The sequence below is a fragment of the Finegoldia sp. P3-F-LR genome (assembly GCF_052932165.1).
In genome coordinates this window covers 1-210 of the sequence record NZ_JBRFJE010000085.1, presented here as the reverse complement: position 1 = coordinate 210, position 210 = coordinate 1, and the positions used below count along the sequence as shown (strand labels likewise).

General features: G+C 38.1%; 1 protein-coding gene. It reads left to right on the top strand.

The features are described 5' to 3' along the window. A partial coding sequence (locus tag ACU68U_RS09435; protein ID WP_446763209.1) for a hypothetical protein occupies positions 1-210 on the top strand: 210 nt, incomplete at both ends.

Below are 210 nucleotides of genomic sequence, written 5' to 3'. Positions count from 1 at the left end.
TAGTTGAAGGAGAAAAAGTAACAGCTGAACAAACAGAACCAGGAAAGAAACCAGCAACTAAAGATGCAACAATAGCTGCAAAAGATGAACAAACATCAGCAGAACCAACAATTACTGAACCAAAAGCAGGAGATACAAGTGTAAGTGGTACAGGAGTTCCAGGAGCAACAGTTGTATTAAAAGATAAAGATGGTAACAAGATTGGTGAAG